This window comes from Enterobacter wuhouensis, assembly GCF_004331265.1.
GTDB lineage: Bacteria > Pseudomonadota > Gammaproteobacteria > Enterobacterales > Enterobacteriaceae > Enterobacter > Enterobacter wuhouensis.
The window spans coordinates 595265-614576 of record NZ_SJOO01000001.1 but is presented as its reverse complement, the minus strand read 5'-3'; the positions used below and the strand labels follow the sequence as shown (position 1 = coordinate 614576).

Genomic DNA, 19312 nt, shown 5'->3' with positions numbered 1-19312 from the left:
AACAATGAGGCAATTCGTCTTTAGCGATACATTTTGTTTTAGATAATTTAATTCATCTAAATTCAGGAAAAAATATTCCCCAATGACTGGTGAATAATTTAAAGAGCCAGGGGTGAATTGTAAGTCAGCAAATTTATTCTGTTATAAACCCATGATTTTATCATTGATACTCAAGGAATTGTCTTCTTGATTCATCATCATCAAGGTACTCAAAAGAAAGAAGCCGAATTTTGGTAAGTTTATAAAACCACTCACAATCGTTTCGTTGAATAATTTCGCCTGGTTTGAAACATATCCCGGATGCCACCCGAATAATCGCATATTTACCATTACTAAACCTGACCCGGTGAATACAGAAAGGTTGGCCAGGCTGTCCGTGACAGCTGTTCGACATGATATGCCCTTCAATAAAAACAGATTTTTTAGATTTCATTATCATACCCTCGACAACAGCAGTACAGGAGGAATGTTGTCATTTTCCGACATCACTGACGTTAAGTGGCAGAAGCTGATCAGCCGCCGATACACCAGCATTCTGAAGGTCTGAACAACAGTCCGCAGGCAGGGCACTCAAGAACCGCATCTTTTCTTAGTTTACCTGCTTTCTGATCGGCTCTGTGTGCACATACCGGGCAGGCAACATGAACCGGTCTTTCTTTAAAATACCTGAGCCCATTTGTATAAGACATAAATAATTCTCTGAGGAATACAGTAATTATTATACGCTTTAATATAAAAATAACTGGCATAAGTTATGTTAAATTGTGTCTGAATCAGGATATCAGATATTGAAAATTGAACGTCTTATTTATGATACACTACCCTTCCGTGAGAAATTTAAGATGAAATCAGAAGACACCCTTGACTGGTATCCGGCACAATTACCGCCTGTGAAAATTATTCTTGGAGAAGCCGTGCTGGCTGTGGGTAAACAGGGCCGACCGATTAATACCCGCACCTTGCTGGAATACCTTCAGGTCATACAGGACAAACAAAAAAGGCGGGATGACAAAATCGCCATGCAGACTGCGATTGATGTTCTCAGGGATAATCAGCGCATTAACGGCAGACGTTAATGCACCTCCGGGATAAGTGTCAGTTCTGAATGATCTCAACCGTATGGTTTTGTCCATCATCCTTCAGCGGTATTCTGTCATCAGGGAGGAGAACACCATCCAGCGTCACGCAATATTCTGCATCGCCGCGTGAAACACTAATCTGATAATGGCTTTCACCATATTGATATGCCATAGAAAAAGAGGACCACTCATCCGGTAACCTGGCATGAACACTAAAGTCAGTGCCGGAACGTTTTATCCCCAGTAATCCCTCGGTAAGTAAACGCCAGGCCCAGGCTGCAGAACCGGTATACCAGCTCCACCCTGCACGTCCGGTATGGGGAGCGACACTGTAGACATCAGCACTCATGACATAAGGCTCAGCTTTATAAATCCCGACAGAGTCCGCATTCAGGGTATGATTTATAGGGCTGAGCATTGACCAGAGTTGCCAGGCTCGTTCGGCATTCCCCATTCGGGCAAAGGCCATCACTGCCCAGATGGCGCCATGCGTATACTGCCCTCCGTTTTCCCGCACGCCGGGCAGGTACCCCTGTATGTAGCCCGGATTTGGACCGTGTCCGTCGAAAGGAGGCGTTAACAGTTTGATCAGCCCTCCTTCGTTATCCACAAGGTGCTTATCCAGCGCCTGCATGGCCTTTGCGCACCGTCCCGGGCTCGCGGCGCCGGACAATACAGACCAGCTCTGCGCAATCGCATCAATCCGGCAGTCCTGTGAGGTTTTCGATCCCAGGGGAGTACCATCGTCAAAATACCCGCGCCGGTACCATTCCCCATCCCAGGCGTGGGCTTCGAGATTACTTTGCAGGCGCAGAGCCTGTGAACGGCACATCGCGGCGACGCTTTCATCCAGCCTGTGCTCCGCCAGCGCTGCAAACCGCTGCAAAATGTCGTACAGGAAGAAGCCCAGCCAGACGCTTTCACCTTTGCCTTCGATACCCACCCGGTTCATCCCGTCATTCCAGTCACCAGCCCCCATCAGCGGCAGGCCATGCTCCCCGAAGCGAAGTCCATAGTGAATAGCTTTGACGCAGTGTAACCAGAGTGTCTCTTCGGTGCCGCTGATGACCGGCGTGTCATAGACAGACTCTTCACCAAGCTGAAGCGAGCGTCCTTCCAGATAAGGAATGCGTATTTCCAGTGCATCCATATCCCCCGTCGTTTCAACATAGTGGCAAACAGCAAGCGGCAGCCAAAGATAGTCATCGGAACAGCGGGTACGCACACCGTTGCCGTGTGGCGGGTGCCACCAGTGCTGCACATCCCCCTCGATAAACTGCCGTGATGCACAGAGTATTATCTGTTCACGCATCCGGTCCGGAGCAGCGTGGCTCAGAGCCAGCGTATCCTGCAGCTGATCGCGAAAACCAAATGCACCGCCAGACTGATAGTAGCCACTCCGGGCCATAAGACGGCAGGCGACCGTCTGATAAAGCAGCCAACCATTAACCAGTAAATTTACGGACGTGTCGGGGGTGTTAACTACGATTTTATCGAGAACATTGTGCCAGTGATTATGAATCCGGTTCAGCTCCTGGCGGACCGTATCCTCGTTCATGTAGCGGGCCAGCGTCTCCTGAGCACAGACATCATTCTCCTCTGCGCCGAGGATAAAAATAAACGTCCTCTGGTCCCCGTCAATTAATGTAACCGCCGATTGCACCGCTCCGCAGGGATCCAGACCGGCCCCCGTCTTACCAGAAAGCTTTTGCAGTTTCATAGCCGAAGGGGCGTGAAGGGAACCATTACGGCCAATAAACTCCCGGCGGTCCCCTGTCAGAGAACAGTCATTACCGCTGACGGCAAAAAATGCAGTTCGGCCGCCACCATTATCACCATAAAAGTTATTCGCAAGTATCCCGCAGCCGCCGGGCGTTCTGGCCACATGTGTCACAATGTGAGGGGCTGAGCGCGTTCGTGTTTCTCCGAGCGTCCACTCTACATAGCCTGTGACGGAAAGTTGACGTGTCCGTCCCGAAGAGTTACTGAGCGTCAGGAGCACCAGTTTAACCGGATCTTCTTCAGCAACCAGGACCGTCAACTCGCTGTCTATACCACTCTCACGATGGGCAAAAACGCTGTAGCCAAAACCATGGCGGGTCAGGTAATCACCGTGTCCGCGAACAGGTAAAGCCGTCGGCGACCAGCACTCCCCGCTCTCTTCATCGCGCAGGTAAAATGCCTCGCCGCTGCGATCGCTCACCGGATCGTTCTCCCACGGCGTCAACCGGTATTCATGGGCATTCTCATACCAGGTATAGGCCTGCCCTGCCTCTGAGATCACACTGCCAAAACGAGAATTTGCCAGTATGTTCGACCAGGGAGCCGGTGTAAGCGCATTTTCCCGAAGGACGATCTGATACTCCCGCCCATCCTGAGAAAATCCACCGTACCCATTGAAATGGCATAACTGACTGGTATCAGGGCTCCAGTCCGTATGTTGATTACGCTCGCGCACAGCACGCGGAATGAATGCCCTTGCCGGCGATTTCAGGGTATGAATACGCTGGTTAAGCTGCTCATTAATACCCCCTGCGCGGTCATCAAGATAAAGACAGGCCACGCTCATCAAAAGCAACTTATCCTCAGCGGAGAGATGCTCACCGTTGCGGACAAAAAGCCCGCCCTTTTTATCCAGCAGACTGGCTTCAGACCCGGCATAAATTAACTCCATAATCTGATTTTGTAATCCCTGCTGGTAGCCGCCGGGGCTGTTATTCAGGATAACTAAATCAACATCCAGCCCTTTCTGTCTCCAGTAACGGTGTGCCTGAATCAGTGTGGTCACTGAGGTGATACTTTCCTCGCTGGTTATACTCAGCAGCACTATCGGCAGATCCCCTGAAATTGCCCAGCCCCACAGTCCGGACTGGCCACGCCGGTTGCGGCCGATCGCCTGGCCTTCGGCGCGCAGCTCCTGGACAGGGTAAAGCACAGCGCTGGCGAGACTATTGAACAACGTGGCATCATCTTCACTGGCGTTCATCTGGCGCAATACCACCAGACTGTGAGACCAGGCCAGTTCAAAGACGCGATCGGCGATAGGGTAATCGCGATATTTCTCCAGCAACGCCAGGCTCTGCTGACGGGTCTCGCTGATGCCATAAATGATATCAATCGTAACCGGCTGCCCTGGCTGCAGAATGATGGCGTTGCGAATTGCCAGTATCGGATCCAGCACCGAGCCCGACGTGTTGCCTAGCATCCCTCCCGTCTCTATTGCCTGTGCATTCGCAGGGTTTCTGCCACGTCCAATAAACCTTGCCCTGTCCGTTTCAAACGACACGTTATGTCGGTTATCGCCGTGCACCACCATCATGTGAAACAGGCAAGGGCCCGGTTCATCCGGTGAGCGCGGGCGCCGGTGGCAAAGAATAGCGTCACGCTCAGGAGCCAGCTCAGTCTGAATAAACAAATTGCTGAATGCCGGGTGTGCCAGATCGCTGGCATCAGGTGCCAGTACCACTTCAGCATAGGTTGTCAGCTCCAGAGAGCGAGGCTTACGACCACGATGAATCAGTGTGAGCCGTCGCAATTCAACATCATCCTCCGGAGAGATCACCACCTGAGTTTTGACGCTGAGTCCCCCTAAGCTGCGTCTGAATTCTGCCCCCGCATCGGTGAACAACACTTCCTCGTCTTGTCCGCTGGTGTAGCCTGTTGGTTGCCAAGTATTGCTCCACACATCTCCCGTCTGGGTATCGCGGATGTAGCAGAATGCTCCCCAGTTATCACGGGTGGTATCACTGCGCCAGCGCGTTAGTGCAATATCATTCCAGCGACTGTAACCACCGCCGCCCGCGGTCAACATCAGATGATAATGGCCGTTGGACAGGAGTTGAATATCCGGGGAGGGGGTATCCACGCTATAGAAAATACGGGGTTCATAGCGAACGGGTTTGACCATGCCCTCATGAGATTCAAAATGACGGCGCGGACTGTACAGATCGACCGCATCCGGCACGCGCTCCTGTAACAGCAGACTCGCTGACCGGAATACCGTGCTGGACATAAAGCGTTCAGTCATGGGGGCGTCAAGCAGCACATGAGCCAGCGCCTGAAATGCCATACCCTGGTGATGCGCCATCCAGGACTGTACCACCGCATAGAGCTGACCGGTTGCAAGACGTGAGGGGGTATAGTCCAGCGCTTCATAAAAGCCGTATTCTCCGCGTGCACCATTTTTTTGCAGCCTGAACAGGTTTTCACAGGCTCTCTGTGGGGAAACCATCAGCGCCAGCAGCGTGGCGTAAGGAGCAACAACCATGTCATCGGCAAGTCCCCTGCGTAGACCGAGCCCCGGTACGCCAAATGCCTGATACTGATAATTATGCTGAACATCAAAAGCATGATAGCCAGACTCTGAAACACCCCATGGTACCCCGCGTTCTTTCCCCCAATGAATCTGGCGCATAACCGCCGACTGACTCATTTCATCGAGCAGGCTGCCGGGCCAGGTGGGCATCACCAGATTTGGCATCAGATATTCAAACATGGATCCGCTCCATGACATCAGGGCAGTTTCATTATCAATCGTGGTAAACAATCGACCCAGCGCGTACCAGCTTTTAAGAGGCAGCTGATTAGTCGCAATGGCAAGAAAACTGGTCAGGCGGATTTCAGACGGCAGGAGATCGTAGTGGCTTTTGTCAGGCATATTGGTGTCACAGTTATAACCGACGCTGAGCAGACTGGTTGCTTCACTGTACAGAAAGGCGAAATCCATCCGGGCATGCTCATCCAGCCGCTGTTCCAGCTCGGTGATAATATTGAGTCGCATTCGGGCCTGCTCCGCCACTGACGCCGGAGGCGTTCCTGTACCGGTTAATGTCGGACGGGCAAGCTCGCTCAGCGTCGGCAGCGTCTGTTCATTCCAGGATGCAGGCAACCAGCCAAGCAACAGAGACCACTCATGGCAAAGCTGAACCAGTTGATGCTCCAGATGTCCAGCCCAGCGCATCTGAAGAGGAGATCCCTGATGACATGCGCTGGTCAGATGGTTGCACTGGGTGCGCATGCTTTTCAGTTCGCTGAAAAGCGCCTGCGGAGAGAGCGACACCGCGTTCAGGCAATGCTTGCGCAGCAGTCTCAGGCTGTCAGGTGGGTTCTTACCCCACTGTTTTTCCAGAATATCCAGCGTATCGTTCAGTCCTGCCAGTATCTGTTGGTTGCTTAAAACAGGCTGATGACGCATGGCGGACAGGCCTGCACGAAGGGTCAATAAATGCCCGGCCATATTGCCGCTGTCGACGCTGGAGATATAGCGTGGACTTAGGGGGGCCAGCGTACGGGTGTCATACCAGTTGTAGAGATGGCCCCGGTAGTGCTCCATTTTATCCATCGTGTCGAGCGTGAGCGACACGCGCCGGAGCACCTCTCCGCCAGGCAGGTAGCCAAAGTCCCATGCCGTCAGGTTAGCCATAAGTGAAAGACCAATATTGGTAGGAGAAGTTCGGTGTGCCACCGTCGGTTGTGGTATTTCCTGATAATTATCAGGCGGAAGCCAGTTCTCTTTTGCTGTGGCAAATGTTTCAAAAAAAGCCCAGATTTCACGGCTTGTCTGGCGTAACAGCTGTTTTTGTTCCTGATTAGGCGAAAAAACCTTACGCACGGGCTGGCGACTCAGCCAGCTCATCAGCAGCGGTGCCACACACCATACCAAACTGATCGGTAACGCAATCCCCAGCAGCTGCGGGGCAAATTGTCCGGTCAGTATTGTCAGCGCCACGCCACCGGCAACGTTCAGCCACATCGCCTGATAAAAACGTGCAACAGTGGGTCTGGCCTGACTGCTGTCCTGGCTGTGGCTGACCCACTGGCTGAGGTGACGCCTGCTTAACCCCAGTCGCCATAGCGTCACGGCGATCGCTTTCAGCGAATATCCGGCTTCGTGCGGCAGTATCGCAAAATTAAGGCTGATACCTGACAGACGCTTTAGCGCGCCCGCCCCCACCATTAACAGATGCGGCTTCACGCGGCGACGCAGAGGTTTATGCAGAAGGTCGTGGCTGATGCAGAGGATGGCTGGCAACAGCCATATCAGCAACAGTATGCCCAGCCAGTAAACCGGGTTGGGTACCCAAAGCAGAGCGAAGAACAGCAATATCAGTAAGGAGGGGGCGACCAGACTGCGACGTAGATTATCGAGTAATTTCCAGTAAGAAAGCGCGGTCAGCGGATTCCTGACCCGGGTTCCATCGGTTTTTCTGACGCGTGGTTTTAGCCAGTTAAGCAGTTGCCAGTCACCCCGGATCCAGCGTGAACGTCGTGCAACATCCGACAGATAATTATTAGGGTACTGTTCGTACAGTAACACCTCGCTCAGCAGACCCGAACGTGCATAGCATCCTTCAAGCAGATCGTGGCTGAGTACCAGATTTTCCGGGCAGATGTTGGTAGTGGCCTGCATAAAAATATCAACATCGTAAATCCCTTTGCCCACAAACGAGCCTTCCCCAAAGAGATCCTGATAAATATCCGAAGACATCATCGAATAAGGGTTATTGCCCGGTACGCTGCTGCGCAGGGCTGCGTAACGCCCCTGACCGTTGCGTGGTATCTCCTCCGCAAGACCGGGCTGTAAAATACCGAATCCTTTGACAACCCTCTGGCGTACCGGATCATACTCAGGCGTATTCAGCGGATGCGCCATCGTCGCGACGAGTTTGTGTGCCGTATCGCGCGGGAGTACCGTATCGCTGTCCAGGGTAATGACGTATTTTATGTGACCCGGTAAAAGGTGGGCAGGCATCTCTGCAACGCTGACGAATTGCGTTCCGGGATTGCGCAACCAGCTGTTCAGTAACGCCAGTTTTCCCCGCTTGCGTTCATAGCCCATCCACGCTCCTTCCGAGGGGTTCCATTCAGGCTGGCGATGTAACAGATAAAAACGTGGTCGGCCGGAGGGGTAGCGGCGATTAAGCGCCTGCGTATCGGCGATAGCCTGTCTGAGCAGCGCGTGACTTTCCGGCGAGGGTTCATTTTCAGAATCAGCAAAATCAGTGAGCAGCGCGAACCTGAGATTTTCGTTTTCATTCCCCAACCAGCAGACTTCAAGACTGGTGAGGAGCTGGCTGAAACTTTCGTGGCTGGTCAACATGCAGGGAATGACTAACATGGTGGCACTGTCAGCGGGAATACCGGCTGAAAAATCCATCCCCGGCAAGGGTCGAGGAACGCGAAAACGGGTGGTTGCATCACTGAGCAAATCGCTCATTAACTGAGTTAATGCGATAATCAGAGGTAATATCACCGCGATCAATAGCCAGTCTGCGCCCTGCATGGCGGTTTCGTGCAATATTGCTGCGGTCGCTGCGGTTGTCAGCAACGCCAGGCTTCCAAGCCATGACAGCAGGGTTATTCTGTTGAAACTGTGCCGCAAGCGTATGAGCCTTGAGGCGTCTGCCAGGAGATGAATATCCAGCGCCTGTCGACCTTCGCCCGCAAGATAATAACCAACATGATGTTCCGGTGTATCGGGCGCTTTTTCCTCTGAAAGCGCCAGCACCTTCTCAGCAACCTCAGGCTCGCTGAGACCGCTGTCCCTGGCCAGAACCTCAACTACGTGCCGGTAATGATCCCGGGTATTGAAGTGCATCCGGGGATAGATGCCGGCAGGATCATTGCGTAATGCCTGTTCGACAACGCTTATCGTTTCGGTGAAATCAGCCCAGTCCGTTTCACTCAATAAACGCAGGCCCGCGATGCTGTTACTGACGGACAGCTGGCTGGCGGCAAGTTGCTGATTGAAACTATGTATGAGAACGTCAGTGGTGATCCCCTGTTCCCGAAGGCACTGATCAACCCAGGTCAGAGGTAACGACAGCGCGTTGCCATGCCCCTGCAGGCGCCGCACCAGCTCTGCGACAAACGCACTGGTTAACGGAGGTCGGGAGCGCGCCATATCGGCAACCACCATGATTAAATCACCAGGCGCACTCTCTGCGCATTCGACAATCCTTGTTATCCACGTATCAGCAAGGTTTCTGTCCTGCTGCGCTTTTATCACTTCCATACTGATACGACGAAGATTTTCAATCAGCGCAAGGCGCAGCATTCCCGGTAACGCCCAGACTTCACCCAGCGTCAGCGGCGTCACCTGTTGATAGGCAGTGAGATAGCTGGTCAGGCTGGCAGCATCCCAGCGGCCATCGCCGTGAGCAATGGCCTCTGATGCAATATGATAAATTCGTGGGCAATTCAACGGCGATACAAGCGACGGAAGACCTTTGCCAAAGCTTTTCGGCAGATGCTGGCGGACAGTGCGGATTTGTTCCTCAATCAGATAATAATTGTCCAGCAGCCATTCACCGGCGGGCATGATACTGGTCTTTTTACCCGCGTTAAGCTCATAGCAGTTTTGGGTAATGACGGCCTCATTGTCGCCAAGCCGTTTCAGAAGATAATAAGGATGCCTATCCGGTGATACTTTATGAGTCCGCGCCAGCTTCTGGCCGTAGCGTTCCATCTGGACGGTCGAAAAGAGTTCCGACCGCGGCGAGCTTTCACCGGCAGGATCGTTCGCCGAAAACGTTATGTTTTCGGCAGCATTCATCACTATACGGGAGCGGTTAAACCACGCTCTGGGGATCATTTTCATAGCATTGCTCTGATGCAACGTTAGCGCGCAGGAGCAGTTGCGAAATCAGTTCAGAAACGTTCTCTCAGGATGGGCGTCAGGCATCAGGGATTTAACAGCTGCCGGAATCTAACATAAGTATAGGACATGAGCTCTGTTCTGCGGTTTTGGTCGAGCTAGCGTCGGGAGATAAACAGAGCCTTACATCCGGGGCAAAGCATGGTCTGGTTGAGCCGGATTTTTGACAACGGTTGTACTGATTTTAAGCCACAAACAGGACAGGCTGCAGTGGCAGTAGACGCACTGCTGAAGAATTTCATTGCGTAATTGATAACAGACATAACCATTAACCTTTCAATGAATGAGCTTCACCGTACCACATGTGGTTAAGTTTTAATCTATCTATTTTGACACACTGAAAATCAGGAAAGATAAATGTTCGCAGCCACAGGCCCCCTGAGACCGTTTATCCGGCAAAACTCTATGCGGCTTCCAGGGATGAGTAATTCTGATTCGCGAGAGTTAACGGCTGAAATGTGAAGCAGAACGTCTTTTCGTCCATCAGATGGGATGATGAGGCCTTTACCACTAAGAATATCAAAGCTTTTGACAATTCCTGTCATTTTATGGGACAAGTCAATTCCTTATTGAAAACACGTAAAGACTATACATTGAAAATGGCATTCAGCCACTTTTATTTTCCCTACAGGACCTCTGGACGGCTAAAAGATAATTTGCTTATATCGATTCCCTGTGCCTTAATGAATCCCATCAGTTCGATGTACTAATGAAAGTTAGAAATTTTCCGGGCAGTTCTCATTACCAGGCGCTATCGTTGATATCCCCTCTTTTGAGTCCATATGTTTAATCCTATACGTTTACTATCAATACAATTATGTATAACGGAGTCAGTATGACCTCTAGAATTATGGGCCTGGTTAAATGGTTTAACGAAGACAAAGGTTTTGGCTTCATCTCTCCTCTTGATGGCAGCAAAGATATCTTTGTCCATTTGTCTGCACTTGATGGCGACAACTTTAAAACTTTATTTGAAGGTCAGAAAGTTGAATTCGCCATTCACCGCGGAGACAAGGGTCCTGCTGCTGCAAACGTAACACTTTGCGATAAATAAATCATTGTGGGTCTGCGATAACGATGAAGGATTATTCCTGAGTAGACAGATCCATAACTTAAATCAGATGAAAGTCGTTTATTCATAATATCTGATCAGCATATTTTTCAAAATTATGAGTATGCTAACCGATGTGATGAAGTGCAGTACTACTGCATAAAAAGTCTAAAAGCACAAACTAACCACATGTTAAATAAGAAGTGCGTAATGGCTTTGACCTTAATGGCATCTGCCAGTTAATATCCACGAGAGAACAGGGTAATAGAATATGATTAAAGTCCTTGTTTTCTTTAATGCTGAATCCTGTAAAGTCATGACCGTTCTGGAAGGTATATCCTCTATCAGGCAGGAATATCCAAACGGTGAAGAAACACATCTTTGGATTATGTCTGCAGGTTTTCCTTCCTTAACTGGCGATCATGGTATTGTTTACGTGGCTACTGACAGGGAGTTAACGTCACAGGAGATACTTGATGCGGCCAAGAAATATTTATAGCATTTTTGTCATGCTCTCTGCTCCACGTTTAATTGCATGCTTACCCTATTTATCAGAATCGAACAAAAAATGAGTTGAAAACATTTATGGCCTGCTAACAGCAGGCTTTTTTTTACATTACACTTTTTAGAAACACCTCTATAAAGAGAGAGTAATTCGCTACCTTCTGACAAATGCAGGTGTCTCTCCCCTGCGTGCCATCTTGCCATTTGTGAAAAACCTCGCTAAGTGGCGGCGCTGTCTCTCCTCATTTTAAATCTCATCAGGTGTGACTGAAGCAATAAGTTATGAGGATATAAAAAGGCTCTCCGGATGACTCCTGGCATCATAGTTTTAAGTACTTTCAAAAATGCATGGACATTTCGTAGGAGTTGTAATTTAGTTCTTGCACATTCTTCTTAATTTTTTCTTGCGACAAGAGATTTATATAAGTAGTCTAAACCTCGTTAATAACAATATGTCCCAATCGAATTAAAATGCTCAGTAAGAAAAATCGGGTCGATGAGCAACCGTCGACATTGGTATTTGCTGAACAACGAAAAAACTTTAAAAGGTCTCTTTATGTCAGATGCTCTAACACAGTTAAACAATATCCGTGCCTTACGTTCTCAGACTCGTGAAATGTCATTAGATGTACTGGAAGATGTTCTGGAAAAGTTTAAAATTATTCTTATAGAACGACGAGAAGAAGAGACATTACGTCTTGCAAATGAAAGTCAGCGCCGCGATAAACTGGAAACACTTCGTCAGATGATGCTTGATGAGGGTATCGACCCCTCCGAACTTTTAGCTGCTATTGGCTCTCCGGGTAAGGCTAAAAGGACGCGCTCCACCCGCCCCGCGAAGTATCGATATACTAACGAAACTGGAGAGTCAAAAACATGGTCAGGTCAGGGGCGAATGCCGAAGCGGATCTCAAATCTGATTGCTGAAGGTGGGGAATTAAAAGATTTTGAAATCAGCTAAAAAGAGCCGGGTAAAACCCGGCTCTTTTTTGTAAATGCCGCAAGTTGCCTTAGAGAATAGTCGAGAAACATTTAGTTCCGTCGATGTAGCCGAGGCGCTGTTTAAAATCACAGTGCTGCTTAAGGGACAAACCGGTTATCTTGCAGATCGCTACAGCGAGTGAAAAGAGAGCCATCAGGAGCTTTCATTCCGAGTCAATCAGGACAAAAAATAACGTATGTTCTTCGTGAATCCATACTGCATGAGCTTAACAACATCTGCCATTGGCACTAAGTGGACGTAGAGCAAGTTCGCTTGGTCCGAGACGAAGTACGGTGAATCGAAATTCATCAAAACAGTCGCAATGCTGCTATTCGGGATTGGTTCATGAAGTAAATTTTTTGGCAAAATGGACAAGGCTGATAAATATCATACAAAAACAATGCATTATAAAATATGCTCTCTATGAACAACATTTGTGATCAACATAAGTTAAATTAATCATGAAAGGATAATTTTCTTATCCACTGCTCAATGCGTGAGAACTCTCTTCACTGTGGTTAGTAACTCAGGCTTGCTCAATGTCAAAAACATTGACGCACTGTATAATAAAGAGTGTGTATAATTACTTCCGACGCATTTTTGTTAGGTATAACGATACATGACTCGGGTATGTAATCATTTCGAAGGTCTTCGCAGCACGTTGCTTTCTATGTATGAGGACAGCAAATCAGCTAGCCATACTGTAGTGACGGGAGCATTACGCGAAGCATTTATTAGATCAGTTTTAGAAAACCACCTGCCCTCGACAGCATCTTGGTCCACTGGGCAGATCGTTGGACATGCTCCAAATAATGATCTTTCCGGGCAGTTAGATTTGATTCTTCACTCCGGTGAACTGCCACAGATTCATATACACGATGGCTTCATCCGCCTTGTACCATCCGATGCATGCATTTCTGTCATTGAAGTTAAGTCCGAGATTACAACGGGTAAGGCGACAAATCCAAAACCAACCGATGTACTTTCAGGGGCCCTCTCATCTATGGTTGCTGCCAAAGATGTGCCACGAAGTGCGTCTGGTCTATCAAAAGTGACCAATACCTGTGTCCCTTTCCATATCGTCGCCTTTACTACCAAAGTTAGCGCTAACAAAGTTATACAAGCAATTTACGATCACCTTAGTAATAAGGGTAAATTGCAGGTTGAGTATTGGCCTGAGAGCATTGTTGTTCTGGAAGGGGCAAAGAAAACAGAGCCCAAAGGATATGGAATTTTTAAAGGTAATCAGAATGTTACAATGCCAAAAAATGCTGTAAACGAAACGCTCATCAATCCTATTCAAGGACTTAGTTTGACAAAAGTTACTGGCTGGGAAGCACTGGCTGTACTTGTGGCATTACTAGCAAATGATTCAGCAGCCTTTCCGTCTAGCTCATTTCGCCTTGAAAAATACATTTATTAGCTTCTTTTGAGAAAAACTACATTAAACTTCACTAAAAATGGAGGTGCTATTGTTTTCCACACATAAGATTTTGCATATCTTAAGTCCTTTCTTTTTATCGTACACAAAGAAAATGATTAAAGTCAGTGAAGGGTCTGAAGGTATTCAGATTACCTATAGGGAGGACTACGCCAGAGATGTTTTTTCAAGAGCCGTCTCATTGCAAAATGCGTATGATACTTTAAATCTATCAATGGAATATTTGAAGCGGAATACATTTATACCATCTACTTTTGAGTTTGAGAAACATTATCAATATCATTTAGAACATTTTTACTTGTCTTTATTTGGGCTGATAGATCGTTGTTACTCATTGGTTGGAAAATCAATAATGCTCCCAGATTCTGTGATCGATAAAATTGGAAATATACAAATTATTGAAAAACGCCTGGCTGAGAATCAACATTATTTCAAGTTATTAGATGCGTTGCGAACTTTAAAATCAAATCAAGAAGGCCTCAGAAATACAAGAAATGCAATAGCTCACAAAAATGGTGTTACCAATGCCCACATTGAAGCTTTAGATATTTTAGGTATTGCCCTTGATTACAAATCATACTTTCCAGAAGGCTTTGATTTTGATAAGGCTGAAGAGATAATACGAAACGGTTTAAGTGCGAGGACTGAAAAAGAACTTGAACTAATACGTAACACATTGGTTCTGGATATTGAAAATATATTTAATAATTTAGAGTTTATATACAATGAGGTTGGGAATATTGAATTGATGGATGAAATAAAGTATGAGTATTGATTTTTGAGAAATCTATTCAGGTAAACACGATGAAGAAAAAAGAGTTTGTCACCCAGGATCTGCTCAGCAAAATCTACCAGCAGACCAGCCCTGGCCCGCGCAAGCTTCCGCCGGAAAGACAGCTCGCTGAGGAGTATGGCGTTTCGCGATCTACCATCCGCGAAGCGCTCGAAAAATTGGTCAGCATTGGCGTTGTGCGAATTGTTCAGGGATCCGGCACGTGGATTAACGAGCATGCGCGCACTAACCCTTTGGTCTATAACTCCATAACAGAGAAACGCTTCGACCAGATCCGCTACCGGATGATTAGCCTGCATAAAAGACGTCCGGACCGTGCAGCCCAGCAGATTTTTGGTATCGATGACGAAAGCTTCATCTGGCATTTCTGCCGCCTGCGCTACGTTGACAACGCGCCCGTGCAGCTGGAAATTTCCAGCATGCCGGTGGCGGATTTTCCCGACCTCAATCAGCAGGCAATTGAACGCTCAATTCAACAATATGTATTGAGCAAGGGATTGACGATCTCCCATATGTTAACCACCTATCGCGCCGTCAGCGTGAACCGAGAACAGGCGCTAATACTGGGCTGCAAGAAAGGCAGCCCGGCAATGCATATCAACAATCGGGGAATTCTCGAGGGTGGCCGGGTATTTGAGGTCAGCGATATTATTGATATCAACTATAGCTGCACCTACGTCATTCCCTATAACCACGACAATTTGACCTGGCGTCAAAATCAGGGAGTATGAATGGCGCCGTCCGGTAATCGGCTCTGCGTCCATTCATGTGGGCGATAGACAACCGGATGCGCCAGCGCCAGTTCCTCGTTAAATCCCACCCCTATTCCGTCCTTCAGCGGCGGATACACAAAGCCTTCTTTGACTTCCGGAGCGCCTGGGAAAATCCGATCCGTCATCTCTGACCGTGGAATAAACTCCTGAATGGCCGCGTTGTGAAGATGAATATTCAGGTGCGTATTCACCGCAACGCCGATTGGCGTCATATCGCCAGGACCATGCCAGGCAAGGCGTACGCCGAAGGCGTGACAGAGATGCGCCAGCTTGAGCGCGGGCGTGATCCCGCCGATTTGCGATACGTGACAGCGGATAAAGTCGATACGCCGGTTAACGATCGGGTCATGCCACTCGGCTGGATTGTTGAACAGTTCCCCCATCGCCAGCGGAACACAGCTTTGCTGACGCACCTGTTCCAGCCACGCGCTTTGCTGCGGTGGAAGAATGTCTTCGATAAAATACGGCTGATATTGCTCGAGCTGTTTTGCCAGCTGTATGGCCTGCTGTGGGAATAAACGTTCGTGTACATCATGCAAAATGTGCAGCTTCCAGCCGTATTTCTCGCGCAGCGCCCGGAACATCTCGACGGTATTGCTCATGTACTCTTGCTGATCGAACCAGGCCCCGGAGGTCGGATTATCCGGGGCGTGCAGTTCAGACGGCGTACCGCCGTAAAACCCGAGCTGACAGCGAATATGGCGATAACCTTGCGCAATCAGCGCATCTACGGAGGTGAACAGCTGTTCCAGCGTCTCCCCGCTGGCGTGGCTGTAGGCCGGGATCGCATCACGGGATTTTCCGCCAAAGAGTTGATAAAGCGGCATTCCGGCAATCTGTCCTTTGATATCCCACAGCGCCATATCTACGCCTGAAATAGCATTGTTCATGATGGGACCGTTGCGCCAGTAGGCGTTGACGTTCATCATCTGCCACAGGTCTTCGATATTGTTAGCATCGCGGCCAATCAGCAGCGGTGTTAGATACTCATCGACGAGCGTTTTAACCGCCAGTGGCCGCTGCTGGAACGTCGCGCAACCATGCCCCGTCACGCCCTGCTCCGTCGTGACGCGCACCGTCACCAGATTATGCCTGTCCGGTCGGGTAATAAAACATTCGATATTCTTGATGATGACGGGGTTCACGAAATAACTCCTTAACAGCGCAGTAGTAATACAATCTGCTGAATATCATCGCCCTAAAAATGAGGATGGGTAAACCTTTTTTTTATTATTTATTTTGGTCCGAAATATGATTCAATATCCTACAAAAACCAGACCAATTCCTTCTCGGTATGCTCTAAAAGGCTCATGCGTAAAGATTTTGTGAGCAAAATCAAATTTCATTGGTTTGTTTTGTCGTTTGAGTTTAATTATCCTTCAGTACGACATTAAAACGACAACAACACTCGGCAGGAGTTTTTCATGGGGACGCAAGAAGCCATAAATAATATTATTCGTCTGGTCGGCGGCCAGGGGAATATCAATAAAGTCTGGCACTGCATGACGCGGCTGCGCTTCGATCTCATTGACGATAATAAAGTGGATCAAAACGAGATTAAAAAACTGCCGGGCGTGCTGGGTGCCCAGCTCCAGAGCGATCAGTTTCAGGTCATTATCGGTCCGAAGGTCAATACCTGGTACGAGCACATGCTCAGCGTGATGGACGACAACGCGCCTTCAGAGACGGAGTCGGCCAAGGGGCGTAAAAGCCTGGTCTCCCTGTTTATGGACACGGTTTCCGGCGTGTTTGGCCCGATTGTTCCGGCGATAGCCGGTGCCGGGATGATCAAAGGTTTACTTGCTGGCCTCATTGCGCTGAAGGTCGTTTCCGCAAAAAGCGAAACCGTGATGATTATCGATCTGATCGCAAGCGGCGTGTTTTATTTCCTGCCGTTTTTCCTTGCGGTATCGGCGTCGAAAATCTTTAAAACCAACGAATATCTGGCAGCGGCCATTGCGGCCTGTCTGATGTATCCGTCGCTGATCGACGCGGCGAAAGCGCTGGCGACGCACCAGGAGGGGGCCGTGAGCGCGCTCTGGCTGCTTAATGCGATTCCGGTCTCGGTATTCAACTATTCCGCCAGCGTCATTCCGGTGATCTTCTCGATCCTGACCCTGAGCTATATTCACCGCTGGGTCGACAGCATTATGCCTGATGTGCTCAAAACGGTGTTCACCCCTACCCTGACCCTGTTTATCGGCGCGCTGGCGGCCCTGGTGGTGATCGGCCCTATTGGGATTTGGTTAGGCAAAGGGCTGGCGCTGTTTATTGAAGGGTTATTCAGCGTGTCGGCAAGTTTTGCCGGATTGATTGTTGGCGCGATTCGCCCGATTGCTATCCTGACCGGCATGCACCATGCCATGACGCCAATCGCGCTGCAAAACTTCAGCGACCGCGGCTATGACATGCTGATGCCCATGATGTTTATGGCCAACATGGCCATTGCGGGCGCGACGTTCGCCATCTGGCGTTTAAGTAAAGATCGCCAGGAAAAAACGGTGACGCTTTCCGCCGCCATCTCCGCGCTGCTGGGGATTACCGAGCCTGCACTGTTTGGCGTTCTGACCCGCTATAAAAAGGCCTTTATTGCCGCCACGGTTGCCAGCTCGCTGGCCTCGGCCTTCATCGCCTTTTTCGGCGTGCGGCTTTACGGTTACATCCTGTCGAGCATTTTCAGCCTGCCGGCCTACATCGGTCCGTACTTCATGTTTGCCCTTGCGGGCGTGGCGATGGCGCTGGTTTTATCTTTCGTCTTAACCACCCTGCTCGTGGGTAAAGAGCGGGCGGAACAGAAGCCGTGAGCATGGGCGGCGATCCTCACAGTTTCTCAATCAGAGATTTAAGCTGCGCGATTAACGGCGCGTTATCACTCCTCGCGTCATCGGATAATGGCCAGGTTGACTGACGAACAACCAGGCGCGTCGGCAGCAGCTCGCGAACACGGATCTGCGGTGCGGCCATTTGCTGAATTAACAGCTCAACGGCCCGCTTGCCGAGCTTGTTGAAATCCTGCGCCACGGTCGTCAGCGGCGGCTGAAAATAGAGGCTGTCCGCCGTATCGTCATAGCCGGTAACGGAAACAGCCCTGCTTCCCGTGCGGTTTAGCTGCGCCAGGGCGCTCAGCACGCCCAGCGCCATCTGATCGTTCGCCACCACGATGGCAGTGATTCGGGGATGCTGATGTAACAATTCGAAAGCCTTATGCCAGCCGCTGGCCGCGCTCCAGTCACCGAACACGGTGACCGCATTGCTCACGCCGTGTCGATGCAGCGTTTCCCGCCAGCTGCTCAGGCGCATCCGCGCCGAGACGGAGCTTTCAGGCCCTGCCAGCAGTCCGAAATGCCGGTGCCCCAGCTCCCAAAGATGGCTGACGCAGGCCCCGCAGCCATCATGATGATCAAAACGGACGCAGCTGACGTTAGTGTCCGGCGAAATATCTAAAAACAGACAGCAAATATCCGGATTCTCACTCACCAGCCTTTCCGCAGTGCTGCCCTCAAGCGGCAGGTTGACGATCGCGCCCCGTATGTTCTGCGCGCGAAACTCATTGAGCCGCGCCTGCAGCGAGTCGTAATCCGCCATCGCCGGCATCGCAATCGCGACCTCAAGCTGATGCACGATCGCGTGGCTTTTTATCGCCGCCGCGATTTGCGAGGGCGCGTGCAGGGTCAGGGAGGCCGTAATCAACCCGATCGACGGGGATGATTTACCCGCCAGCAGCTGTGCCGAGCGGTTGGGGACATAGTGCAACGCCTGCATCGCACGAATGACCTTCTCGCGGGTACGCTCAGAAACGACGTCGGGTTTATTAAGCACGCGTGAGACGGTCTGTTCTGAGACCCCCGCTTCGTGAGCCACATCTTCGAGGGTTGCCGTGCGGCGCTGCATCGCCTTCTCCTTAACGTAATAACAACAATGTCGTTCGCTAACATTCTATGTCGAAAAAACGACAAATTCCTATCGTCATGGTGGCATTTCGTGATCGTCAATAAATTTCAAATTCTCTACCGTTGCGGCTTACGCGGAAATA

General features: G+C 49.9%; 15 protein-coding genes and 1 pseudogene. 9 read left to right on the top strand and 7 right to left on the bottom strand.

Going from position 1 to position 19312, the window contains the following annotated elements; genetic code table 11:
* Nucleotides 1-160 precede the first annotated feature (160 nt).
* Complete coding sequence (locus E0L20_RS23925) at nt 161-433, bottom strand: hypothetical protein (RefSeq protein ID WP_016247220.1); 273 nt, start codon at nt 431-433, stop codon at nt 161-163.
* A gap of 79 nt (nt 434-512) precedes the next feature.
* A complete protein-coding gene (locus E0L20_RS24260) occupies nt 513-689 on the bottom strand; it encodes a YnfU family zinc-binding protein (protein ID WP_213076229.1) in 177 nt (58 codons plus the stop codon).
* A gap of 153 nt (nt 690-842) precedes the next feature.
* On the opposite strand from E0L20_RS24260, the gene E0L20_RS03065 reads away from it, so the two are divergent.
* Nucleotides 843-1076, top strand: coding sequence for a hypothetical protein (locus E0L20_RS03065; RefSeq protein ID WP_001446196.1), 234 nt, complete (start codon nt 843-845; stop codon nt 1074-1076).
* A gap of 19 nt (nt 1077-1095) precedes the next feature.
* Here the strand turns inward: E0L20_RS03065 and E0L20_RS03060 are convergent, their stop codons facing one another.
* From E0L20_RS03060 to cspF, 3 genes are all read right to left on the bottom strand, one after another.
* A complete protein-coding gene (locus E0L20_RS03060; protein WP_131632632.1) occupies nt 1096-9678 on the bottom strand; it encodes a GH36-type glycosyl hydrolase domain-containing protein in 8583 nt (2860 codons plus the stop codon).
* 155 nt (nt 9679-9833) lie between these two features.
* Entirely contained in the window at nt 9834-9998 is a 165-nt protein-coding gene (locus tag E0L20_RS23990; RefSeq protein ID WP_213076230.1) for a YnfU family zinc-binding protein, read from the bottom strand.
* 81 nt (nt 9999-10079) lie between these two features.
* Nucleotides 10080-10292, bottom strand: coding sequence for a cold shock-like protein CspF (gene cspF / locus E0L20_RS03055; protein WP_001446195.1), 213 nt, complete (start codon nt 10290-10292; stop codon nt 10080-10082).
* 278 nt (nt 10293-10570) lie between these two features.
* Between cspF and E0L20_RS03050 the strand changes: the two genes are divergently transcribed.
* The 7 genes and pseudogenes from E0L20_RS03050 to E0L20_RS03020 all read left to right on the top strand — a co-directional run bounded on the left by E0L20_RS03050 (nt 10571) and on the right by E0L20_RS03020 (nt 15237).
* Nucleotides 10571-10789, top strand: coding sequence for a cold shock domain-containing protein (locus tag E0L20_RS03050; protein ID WP_000203924.1), 219 nt, complete (start codon nt 10571-10573; stop codon nt 10787-10789).
* 268 nt (nt 10790-11057) lie between these two features.
* Nucleotides 11058-11285 (top strand): hypothetical protein, encoded by a 228-nt coding sequence (locus tag E0L20_RS03045; RefSeq protein ID WP_016247217.1) that lies wholly within the window; start codon nt 11058-11060, stop codon nt 11283-11285.
* A 561-nt stretch (nt 11286-11846) separates the two neighbouring features.
* Nucleotides 11847-12251, top strand: coding sequence for an H-NS family histone-like protein (locus E0L20_RS03040; protein WP_016247216.1), 405 nt, complete (start codon nt 11847-11849; stop codon nt 12249-12251).
* A gap of 52 nt (nt 12252-12303) precedes the next feature.
* Nucleotides 12304-12414: pseudogene (locus E0L20_RS03035) on the top strand (arsenical resistance protein ArsH); the annotation flags it as partial.
* Between the two features lie 528 nt (nt 12415-12942).
* A complete protein-coding gene (locus E0L20_RS03030) occupies nt 12943-13695 on the top strand; it encodes a DUF6602 domain-containing protein (RefSeq protein WP_131632631.1) in 753 nt (250 codons plus the stop codon).
* A 112-nt stretch (nt 13696-13807) separates the two neighbouring features.
* Nucleotides 13808-14488, top strand: a complete 681-nt coding sequence (locus E0L20_RS03025) for a Cthe_2314 family HEPN domain-containing protein (RefSeq protein ID WP_131632630.1) — start codon at nt 13808-13810, stop codon at nt 14486-14488.
* A gap of 29 nt (nt 14489-14517) precedes the next feature.
* A complete protein-coding gene (locus E0L20_RS03020) occupies nt 14518-15237 on the top strand; it encodes a GntR family transcriptional regulator (protein ID WP_131632629.1) in 720 nt (239 codons plus the stop codon).
* Here the strand turns inward: E0L20_RS03020 and E0L20_RS03015 are convergent.
* Nucleotides 15225-16424: an enolase C-terminal domain-like protein gene (locus E0L20_RS03015; protein ID WP_131632628.1), complete on the bottom strand. Its 1200-nt coding sequence runs from the start codon at nt 16422-16424 to the stop codon at nt 15225-15227. The genes E0L20_RS03020 and E0L20_RS03015 overlap by 13 nt on opposite strands.
* 279 nt (nt 16425-16703) lie before the next feature.
* On the opposite strand from E0L20_RS03015, the gene E0L20_RS03010 reads away from it, so the two are divergent.
* Complete coding sequence (locus E0L20_RS03010; RefSeq protein WP_131632627.1) at nt 16704-18083, top strand: PTS transporter subunit EIIC; 1380 nt, start codon at nt 16704-16706, stop codon at nt 18081-18083.
* 16 nt (nt 18084-18099) lie between these two features.
* Here the strand turns inward: E0L20_RS03010 and E0L20_RS03005 are convergent, their stop codons facing one another.
* Nucleotides 18100-19170, bottom strand: coding sequence for a LacI family DNA-binding transcriptional regulator (locus E0L20_RS03005; RefSeq protein WP_131632626.1), 1071 nt, complete (start codon nt 19168-19170; stop codon nt 18100-18102).
* Between the last annotated feature and the right edge of the window lie 142 nt (nt 19171-19312).

Bases quoted from the DNA above. Each gene is read 5' to 3' on its own strand.
- E0L20_RS23925 (WP_016247220.1), bottom strand. From the start codon at position 433: ATGAAATCTAAAAAATCTGTTTTTATTGAAGGGCATATCATGTCGAAC.
- E0L20_RS24260 (WP_213076229.1), bottom strand. From the start codon at position 689: ATGTCTTATACAAATGGGCTCAGGTATTTTAAAGAAAGACCGGTTCAT.
- E0L20_RS03065 (WP_001446196.1), top strand. From the start codon at position 843: ATGAAATCAGAAGACACCCTTGACTGGTATCCGGCACAATTACCGCCT.
- E0L20_RS03060 (WP_131632632.1), bottom strand. From the start codon at position 9,678: ATGAAAATGATCCCCAGAGCGTGGTTTAACCGCTCCCGTATAGTGATG.
- E0L20_RS23990 (WP_213076230.1), bottom strand. From the start codon at position 9,998: ATGTCTGTTATCAATTACGCAATGAAATTCTTCAGCAGTGCGTCTACT.
- E0L20_RS03050 (WP_000203924.1), top strand. From the start codon at position 10,571: ATGACCTCTAGAATTATGGGCCTGGTTAAATGGTTTAACGAAGACAAA.
- E0L20_RS03045 (WP_016247217.1), top strand. From the start codon at position 11,058: ATGATTAAAGTCCTTGTTTTCTTTAATGCTGAATCCTGTAAAGTCATG.
- E0L20_RS03040 (WP_016247216.1), top strand. From the start codon at position 11,847: ATGTCAGATGCTCTAACACAGTTAAACAATATCCGTGCCTTACGTTCT.
- E0L20_RS03030 (WP_131632631.1), top strand. From the start codon at position 12,943: ATGTATGAGGACAGCAAATCAGCTAGCCATACTGTAGTGACGGGAGCA.
- E0L20_RS03025 (WP_131632630.1), top strand. From the start codon at position 13,808: ATGATTAAAGTCAGTGAAGGGTCTGAAGGTATTCAGATTACCTATAGG.
- E0L20_RS03020 (WP_131632629.1), top strand. From the start codon at position 14,518: ATGAAGAAAAAAGAGTTTGTCACCCAGGATCTGCTCAGCAAAATCTAC.
- E0L20_RS03010 (WP_131632627.1), top strand. From the start codon at position 16,704: ATGGGGACGCAAGAAGCCATAAATAATATTATTCGTCTGGTCGGCGGC.
- E0L20_RS03005 (WP_131632626.1), bottom strand. From the start codon at position 19,170: ATGCAGCGCCGCACGGCAACCCTCGAAGATGTGGCTCACGAAGCGGGG.